Origin of the sequence: Nocardia carnea (assembly GCF_029868325.1) — a bacterium.
GTDB lineage: Bacteria > Actinomycetota > Actinomycetes > Mycobacteriales > Mycobacteriaceae > Nocardia > Nocardia carnea_C.
This window is the reverse complement of sequence record NZ_JARWNW010000125.1, coordinates 1-7,822: the sequence shown is the minus strand read 5'-3', so window position 1 is coordinate 7,822 and position 7,822 is coordinate 1. Positions and strand designations below refer to the sequence as shown.

General features: G+C 68.3%; 7 protein-coding genes and 1 pseudogene. 1 reads left to right on the top strand and 7 read right to left on the bottom strand.

Going from position 1 to position 7,822, the window contains the following annotated elements:
• Nucleotides 1-285: 285 nt before the first annotated feature.
• Nucleotides 286-720: a MerR family transcriptional regulator gene (locus QH196_RS08915; RefSeq protein ID WP_280415287.1), complete on the bottom strand. Its 435-nt coding sequence runs from the start codon at nt 718-720 to the stop codon at nt 286-288.
• A 60-nt stretch (nt 721-780) separates the two neighbouring features.
• On the opposite strand from QH196_RS08915, the gene QH196_RS08910 reads away from it, so the two are divergent.
• Nucleotides 781-1,437, top strand: a complete 657-nt coding sequence (locus QH196_RS08910; protein ID WP_280415286.1) for a class I SAM-dependent methyltransferase — start codon at nt 781-783, stop codon at nt 1,435-1,437.
• A 15-nt stretch (nt 1,438-1,452) separates the two neighbouring features.
• Here QH196_RS08910 and QH196_RS08905 read toward each other — a convergent pair whose 3' ends face one another.
• The 6 genes and pseudogenes from QH196_RS08905 to QH196_RS08880 form a co-directional block, all read right to left on the bottom strand.
• Nucleotides 1,453-2,001 (bottom strand): hypothetical protein, encoded by a 549-nt coding sequence (locus QH196_RS08905; protein WP_280415285.1) that lies wholly within the window; start codon nt 1,999-2,001, stop codon nt 1,453-1,455.
• 239 nt (nt 2,002-2,240) lie between these two features.
• The gene (locus QH196_RS08900; protein ID WP_280415284.1) at nt 2,241-3,179 is read right to left on the bottom strand and encodes an aldose 1-epimerase family protein; all 939 of its coding nucleotides are present in this window, start codon (nt 3,177-3,179) and stop codon (nt 2,241-2,243) included.
• Between the two features lie 98 nt (nt 3,180-3,277).
• Entirely contained in the window at nt 3,278-3,565 is a 288-nt protein-coding gene (locus tag QH196_RS08895; RefSeq protein WP_280415283.1) for a DUF1330 domain-containing protein, read from the bottom strand.
• A 138-nt stretch (nt 3,566-3,703) separates the two neighbouring features.
• A complete protein-coding gene (locus QH196_RS08890; protein WP_280415282.1) occupies nt 3,704-4,708 on the bottom strand; it encodes an adenylate/guanylate cyclase domain-containing protein in 1,005 nt (334 codons plus the stop codon).
• Between the two features lie 128 nt (nt 4,709-4,836).
• Nucleotides 4,837-7,302, bottom strand: coding sequence for a CocE/NonD family hydrolase (locus tag QH196_RS08885; RefSeq protein WP_348538056.1), 2,466 nt, complete (start codon nt 7,300-7,302; stop codon nt 4,837-4,839).
• Between the two features lie 142 nt (nt 7,303-7,444).
• Nucleotides 7,445-7,822 (bottom strand): annotated as a pseudogene (locus QH196_RS08880) (SAM-dependent methyltransferase); the annotation flags it as partial.

Below are 7,822 nucleotides of genomic sequence, written 5' to 3'. Positions count from 1 at the left end.
GCCCCATTCATCGTGGCGAGGTGGTCGGGACCCACGTGGAGTTGGACTCCGGCGAACGCGCCCCCTCCCTCGGGAGCGCCCCGCGGGGGGGGGTTAAAACGCCCGGGGCCCCCCCCGGCGGCCCCCCGGGGGCTGATCGCTGCCCCAACCGGCCGGCGTGGTGCGAGGCCCCATTCATCGTGGCGAGGTGGTCGGGACCCACGTGGAGTTGGACTCCGGCGAACGCGCCCCCTCCCTCGGTCGCTCCGGCCGTCGATGCATATACCGGCCGTAGCGCCCCGCGGGCTACCGTTCGGCGCGGTCAGCGGCAACGCCGGCGACGGCCGCGACGATCTCCTCCTGGAATCGGGGGCATTCGGTGAAGTCCTCGTGCCGGCACGTGAGTACGTGGGTGATCAGCTGTTTCGAGGTCTGGATCCGCTCGATCTGCTCGTCGAGAGCACTCAGTTGCGACTGCAGGATCAGGCGGCGCCCGCGGCCGTCACCGGCGTCGAGCAGGTCACGGACCTGCGCCAGGCTCAAACCGATCTCCTTGCTACGCAGAATCATCGCGACCCGGGCGAGATGCGCCCGGGTGTAGCGGCGCCTGCCGGCGACACGCGCAGCCGGGGTGAGCAGACCGACCGATTCCCAGTGCCGGAGTACATGCGGCGCCAGCTCGAAGTACCCGGCGATCTCACCGATCGAGTAGGTCGCGCCGCCGGACGGGCTTGACTTCATGTTCACATTAACTTGCACAGTGGGCTGTGCCGTCAAGATATCGCCACCGAGGAGAGACAGATGGACACCCGGACACCGGCCGAACTGTGGAACGAGCGCTATACCGAACCGTTCGCGTCGTACGGCACCGAACCCAACGACTACCTGCGCGAAGTCGCGGATCGGATACCCGCCGGGCCGGTGCTGTGCCTGGCCGAAGGCGAGGGACGTAACGCCGTGTACCTGGCGAGCCGCGGCCATTCGGTCACGGCGGTGGACCTGTCCGAGGTGGGACTGGCGAACGCCCGGAAACTGGCGGCCCGGCAGGGCGTCACCCTCGATACCGTCGTCGCCGACCTCACCACCTACGACTTCGGTGATACGCACTGGGCCGGGATCATCTCCATCTGGGCGCATATGCCGTCGGCGGCCCGTCCGGCGCTGCACGCGGCCTGTGCGCGAGCCCTGCGGCCGGGCGGCGTCTTCGTCCTCGAGGCCTATACCCCACGCCACCTGGACCGCCCCGGCGTCGGCGGACCACCGGTCGCGGACGCACTGCCGACCCCGGCCGAACTGCGCCGCGCTCTCCCCGGACTACGGCTGGAACACTGCCGGGAAGTGGATCGCGAGATCAACGAGGGAAAATACCATCACGGCCCGAGCACCACGGTCCAGGTGCTGGCGTTCAAACCGCCGGCCGGCGCGGCAGGGCAGGATTCGCGCGACGACAGGCGGTAGTGATCGAAGCGGCGTTCAGGAGGCAGGGCGTTCGGACAAGGCAGGGAGGCATTTTCGCCCGGTGACCAAATCCCGCGCGAGGGCCTCGTAGGCGATGTATTCGCCGGCGAGCCGCCGGCGGTTCGGCCCCTCGGGACCGTCGAGCACGAAGTGGTCGAAACTGATCGTGTACAGATACGCCATCCGGCCGAATATCGCACCGAGACCTTCGCGATGTGGCACCGCATCGGGTCGCGGTGGCCCGAGGATACGGCGGGCTTCGAGATCCAGCGACAGCATATGGCGCTGCACTTCGTCGCAGGCACAGGCGAAAGGGTCGGTCTCGGAGCCGGTTTCCGATGGCCCCGGCGGTTCCCCGGGGCGCCCCCAGGGCAGCACGATTTCTTCCCAGACCGGTCGTGCCGCGGCCATCCTGCGATGCGCCACCACGAGGCCCGCCAGCGATTCGAGCATTACGCAGCCGAATTCGGCGGCAGCGGACCGATCGAATTCGGCCGCACGGGTGAAGACCGCCGAGATGATCCGGCTGCGCGGGAACGGCCCGAGTTCGTCTGTGCCGCTCATTCCGGTCCCCTTTCGTCCCCCGGGGCGATGCCGCTGAGAAATCAGCCCCCCGGTCATACTCCGTGGCCGGCGCCCACTCGCCGGCTCCCCTGGCGGATTGCCGGATACAGGTTAGCCAGTTCCGGGCGATCGAGAAGGGGTGTTCGCAAGATTGCGTTGAACGCGAAACCCTCGTTGCAACAAAGGTTTCCACAAGCAATTGATTGCTTGTGAACAGCCGCGGCCGGAGCCTCGGCCGTTCAGTCGGGATCCGATCCGCCGCGGCCGGGCACATACCGAACCGCCCAGCGGCCCTCCCAGATCTCCCCCGGCTCCAGAACGCGCACACCGTCCCCGGAATTCAGCGCGTCGGGAGCCGCCGTCATGGGTTCCAGTGCCACCGCGAGCCCTGTTCCCGCCGCTCGCGGGAATTCCTTCGCGGTGAACACTTGGAGATAGCGCCAGCCGGCGTCGACGAGAAGTTCTACTTGCGCCCCATCCGGCGCGGTGAGCCGGGCAGCGACGCCCGCAACCACCCCACCGAAAGGCGTATCGAGCGTCAGGCCCGCCAGCGCGGCCCCGGCCCGGAGATCGTACGGGGTCCCCTCGACGGGATGCTCCGCAACCGGATTCATCCGGGCATCGACTTCGTAGTAGGTGCTCGCGGCGACGGTGAGTACCAATTCCTCCACCGGTACCGCGCCGACCCGGAAATACGGATGGGCACCCACCGCATACGGCGCCGGCCGGTCCGAATGATTGATCACTCCGTGGGTCACCGTCAATCCGTCGGTACGCAACTCGTAACGCACCCACGTATCCAGCAGGAACGGCCAACCGTGCTGGGGCGGTATCAAAGCGCCCAGCGTCACCGAATCCGGTGCCTGCGCCCGCACTTCGTAATCGGTGTTACGAAGCAGTCCGTGGATCGCGTTCGACCGCGCGACCTCGGTGATATCGAGTTGCTGCGGCCGCCCGTCGAGCATCCAGACCGCATCACGGACGCGATTGGGCCACGGCGCCAGCACGATACCGGCGGCCATCGGCGGCGCGACACCGGCGGGAAGCGGTTCGGTCACGGCGATACCGCCGACGGTGAGGCCGCGCAATACGGCGGCCACCGTCCCGATTTCGGCGCGGACATCCCCGGCTGCCAGCACCAGCGAGCGGCCGGTCGGACTGGGTTCGGATGCGGTCACGCCACCAGGGTAGATTCCGGCTCCGCCGGACGGCCGCGTTCGAACCGGTGAGTCCCGGCGCTCCGGCCGAGACCGCCGGCCCGGGCCACGCTCCGGCGCTACAGGCCGTTGACGATCACCGCATTGCAGTCGGCCGCCGCCTGCCGCAGCGGAATCGCGGCCTGGTATTCCTCGGATTCGTACCACGCACGGGCGGCCTCCGGGGATTCGAACTCCAGCACCACGGTCTGGGTGGCGGGCCACTCCCCTTCGAGGACCTGCGGTTTCGTATCGACCGCCAGGACTTTCACACCGTTGGCCATGGCCTTTGCGGCTGCCTTACCGTATTCGGCCATCCCCGCCGGATCCTTGATCGACTCGGTCACGATGACATAGCCCTTGGCCATCCCGGAACTCCTCACTCACACACGAGCCGGACACTTTCGGCTCCCGACGACCATACTCGAGACGTGATTTCCGAATGCGGAAATCTCATATGGTGAAACCGGCCGCAACGCTCTCGACCGCGCTACCCGCGGCCGGGGTCAGGATTTACCGTTACGCCGGAGCAGATGCGGACGCAGCCGGTTGAAACCCCGGACCCGGACGCTGCGCAGATGCCGGATACTGAACTCCGTCTCCCCTTCCAGCTCCGCCGCCGCGCCGTCGTCGACGAGGATCGTGCCCGGGCGGGCGACACCGGTGAGCCTGGCCGCCATATTCACCACCGACCCGTACAGGTCGCCGAAACGTTGCAGCACAGGCCCGTAGGCGATCGCTACCCGCAGTTCCGGAGTGGTACCGACGGTCATGGTGGATTCCTGGATCTCCAGCGCGATCCGGGCCGCGATCAGCGGGGATTCGGCCGCATACATCACCTCGTCGCCGACATTCTTGATCACCCAGCCGCCGTTCTCGGTGATCGCGGCCGTGGTGGTGGATTCGAACGCCTCCAGCAGCGTGGACAGCTCGTCGGGATGCAGATGCCGGGTGAGCCGGGTGTAGCCGACCATATCGGCGAACCCGACGGCCAGCGTCCGGGTGGAATCCTGAGTCGGCCCGGTCTCCTCCAGATGCCGGATGAGCGCCGCATCCAGGTGGCGCCGCCAGGCGTAGGACAGCAGGCTCTCCATGAGCTCCACCGTCTCCGCGGTGGCATTGCGGGTGATCTCGTCGGGGTCGGCTCCCGGCCCGGCCGCCGCGACCCGCCGGTCGATCTCCTCGAGCACCAGGTCGACCTGCCATTCGGCCAGCCGCGCCATGGCCTGCCCGATGGTGCGGGCGGTCGCGGCCTGCTGCCGGGAACCGGCCGCGGACAACACCTCGACCTCCCGGAACCGGTGGATGGCCGCGATATCGGAATCGGTGTAATCGGGCGCGCTGTCGTCCGCGCTGGCCGGGAAACCCAGCGATACCCACAACCGGCGCGCCAGCTCGGGTGTCACCCCGGCCTTCTCCGCCACCTCCAGGCGGTTGTACCGCCGGCTGCCGGCGAGCAGGCTCGTCTCCGCCGCCGACCGAACCAGTTCGGACCTCTCCTGCGACCCCATGCGCGCCACATTACGACCCGCCGGCTCCCACGCGGGCAAACCGGGCAGATACACCGGTGATCTGCGTCATGCCGCCCATGGTCACGTTCCTGGCCGATCGCGGTACGCGCTGAAACGCCGGACAGACGCTATGGCTGCGACGTCGCGGAGCGCGGTGAGGTGTATTCCGGGATCGGTGCGGGCGACCGGGCCGGCGGGAGGGCGGGTTGCGTCGACTCCGGTCCCGCGGGCGCGGGCGGCGAGGCGTTGCGTACCGCAGGCTGCTGGTGTTGCGGCGTCTCGGCGCGCGGAACCGCGGAGGGCCCGGGCTTTTCCACCGACGGGGCAGCCGGCTGTGGGACGCCGGCCTGGCCCGGGGTCGGTGCCGGTAGTTCCGGTGCGGCGGGAGCGGCGGGAGAAACCGGCGCTCCCGCCGACTCCGGTGCGCGTTCCGGGCGCGTGGTGGGCGCTACCGGCCCGGTCGGTGCGATAGAGGTACTCGGCGCGGCCGGAGCCACCGCGGGTTGCGGAACTGCGGACGGGCGGCCCGACGCGTCGGGAAGTGGGTGGTCGGTGGGGAGGTTGATGAAGCTCGGGGCGGCCGGGTCCAGCGCGAGATGCTGGGGTTTGAGTTCGGTGTCGTTGAGCATCGGCCGGAACGCCAGCGCTTTGGGGGCGTTGGCGGCGAATACATCGAGGCGGAGGCGGTGGCCGGGTTCGAGCACCGCCTGGGTCGGGATCACCCCGATATCCAGCGCGACCGGCTCACCCGGCGGCACCGGTTGCACACTGTCCAGGGTGATCGGGTTGAACGGGGCGGTGAGGTCGCCGTTGGGCGAGCGGGTGCTGCGGGCGTCGTCGATCGCGCGCAGGGAGGCGGTGAGCTGGCCGGTACTCAGTACGGTCGAGGTGCCGTCGGGCGAGACGTCGTTCACTGTGACGCTCCAGTAGCCGTCGGCGGCATCGTGCACCGTGTTGAGATGCACGTTGATCGGGCCGGAGATGACGGTCCGTTCGGTGATCTCGGCGCTGGTGAAGGTGAGCGCACCGCGTTCGGCGATCCGGGAATCCTTGGCGCAGGCGTCGAATACCGCGCCGATACCGGCCGACCCCTGCGCCATATCCCGCGAACAGAAGGTGGCGAGCCCCGGCGCCACCGTGAGCTGGGCCTTGTCGCCCGGCTGACCGATCAGCGATCCGTCGTGCACGCTTTCCGCGCTGGTACCACTGGGTGCGCCCGACAGGTACACCCTCCGATGCGCCATTCCGGGCTGCGGGAACTGGTCGAGGAACACCCAGCCACCGCCCTGTTCCCAGACGATCACGGGCCCGTAGTCGGCGATGCCGTTGTCGATATCTTTGAGCCAGTGGTCGAACCACGCACGCTGCAGAACGTCCAGCCGCGGCGGTGCGCCGGGCCGCCCGGTCCCGGCCCCCGGGTTGGCGTGATAGGTGTCGCCGACGACGAGTTGTTTCTGCCCGGGCGGTAGCGGGATGTCGTTGTAGAGGGTGGTGGCACTGTTGGCGAAAATATCGTGCCAGCCGCCGTAGACGAAGGTGGGGACGGTGATCTTGGACGGATCGCCCATGATGCCCTGCCGGAACGGGCTGTTCTCGTCCAGTGCCGCGGCCAGCGTGGGAGGCATCTTGTTCAACGACGGCGTGAGCAGCGACTGAGCGAGCAGGTCGTAGTTGGTGGCGGGATCGGCCAGCCGGTCGGCTAGCCATTGCCAGTCGAAGGTGCCGTTCAGCATCGACTGCACATCCGGCATGAGTTTGGCCTGATTCACCTGGTTGAGCCACAGCGGCAGGAACGTCACGCCGACGCCGCCGCCCGGCGCCACCACATCGCGCATGAGATCACTGCCGGGTTCCACCGGGAAGATGGCCCGCAACGGTTCCGGAGCGTTCTCGGCGGCGCGCAATTGATTGATGCCGGAGTAGGAGCCGCCGCTCATCGCGACCCGCCCGTTCGACCACGGTTGCGCCGCCGACCATTCGATCACCTCGCGGGTGTCGAGTTGTTCGCGCGCACCGAGGGTGTCCCACAAGCCCTGCGACTGCCCGGTACCGCGTACATCCACCGAGACCACCGTGTATCCGGCGTGCACCAGTTTTCGGTCGAGCCCGAGCACCGTGGCGACGGTGCCGCCGTCGAGGGCGTGCAGCAGATCCTCGAAACCGCTGATCGGTGTGCCGGACAGGTTGATCCGGTTCACCAGGTCCATGGTGAACCGCTGCGCCTCGGGGTTGTTCATCGCCGAATCGATGAGCGCGGACATCATTTTCGAGTACGGCGTCATCGTGACGATGGTGGGCAGCGGTTCGGTCTCCACCCGGTCGCCCGCGTGGGCAGGCCGATACACATCGGCTTTCAGCACCACCCCGTCGCTCATGGTGATGTGCACATCTTTGTCGATATGCACTTCGGGATAGGGCTGCCGGCCGTCGTGGGTGGCGGTCCACTGCTGTGCGAGTTCGGCCGGGGAGGCCGCGGGCTCGGTATCCCGGCTGACCGGGTGCCGGGCGGCCTGCGCTATCACGAGAATCACGGCAAGGGCGACGACGGTGATCGCCGCTGCGGCCGCGAACCCGTGGATCCGGTACAGCCGCATGAACAACCCTCCACCTCATGGTTCCGGTTTCCGCGCACAGATGCCGCCGACGATAGCAATCAGCTCTCGTCGCAGCGTGTACCGACGCGCGGTATCGGATCCGGGTGGGGGTGGCGATATTCGGGCGCAGGCCGCCGCGGCCTCAGTTCGCGCGCTGCAACCGGAGGACGAGGTCCTTGACCTGATGGCCGGCCGCGGGGCGGTTGCGGTCGCGTCGTTCGTCCACCTGCACGGTCCACTGGTCGTCGAGCAGGCCGAGGATATCGGCGGGCAGGTAGTAGGCGTAGGGGTCGAACCGCGGCCCATGCCTTTCCTGCTCGTGCACATTTTCGTCCGGCTCAGGGAATTCGGCCGGATCGTGGGCTACGAACAGCAGCGTGCCACCCGGCGCGACCGACTCCAGCAGACCACGCACGGTGGCATGGTCGGATTCGTGTGCGATCGGGAAGTAGTGCGCCGACACCAGATCGAACGAGCGAGCCGGCAGCGGTGTCACGGTGATATCGGCCTGCCGCCACGA

Excerpts from the sequence above, each read along its gene's own strand:
- QH196_RS08915 (WP_280415287.1), bottom strand. The coding sequence starts at position 720 with ATGAAGTCAAGCCCGTCCGGCGGCGCGACCTACTCGATCGGTGAGATC.
- QH196_RS08910 (WP_280415286.1), top strand. The coding sequence starts at position 781 with ATGGACACCCGGACACCGGCCGAACTGTGGAACGAGCGCTATACCGAA.
- QH196_RS08905 (WP_280415285.1), bottom strand. The coding sequence starts at position 2,001 with ATGAGCGGCACAGACGAACTCGGGCCGTTCCCGCGCAGCCGGATCATC.
- QH196_RS08895 (WP_280415283.1), bottom strand. The coding sequence starts at position 3,565 with ATGGCCAAGGGCTATGTCATCGTGACCGAGTCGATCAAGGATCCGGCG.
- QH196_RS08890 (WP_280415282.1), bottom strand. The coding sequence starts at position 4,708 with ATGGGGTCGCAGGAGAGGTCCGAACTGGTTCGGTCGGCGGCGGAGACG.
- QH196_RS08885 (WP_348538056.1), bottom strand. The coding sequence starts at position 7,302 with ATGCGGCTGTACCGGATCCACGGGTTCGCGGCCGCAGCGGCGATCACC.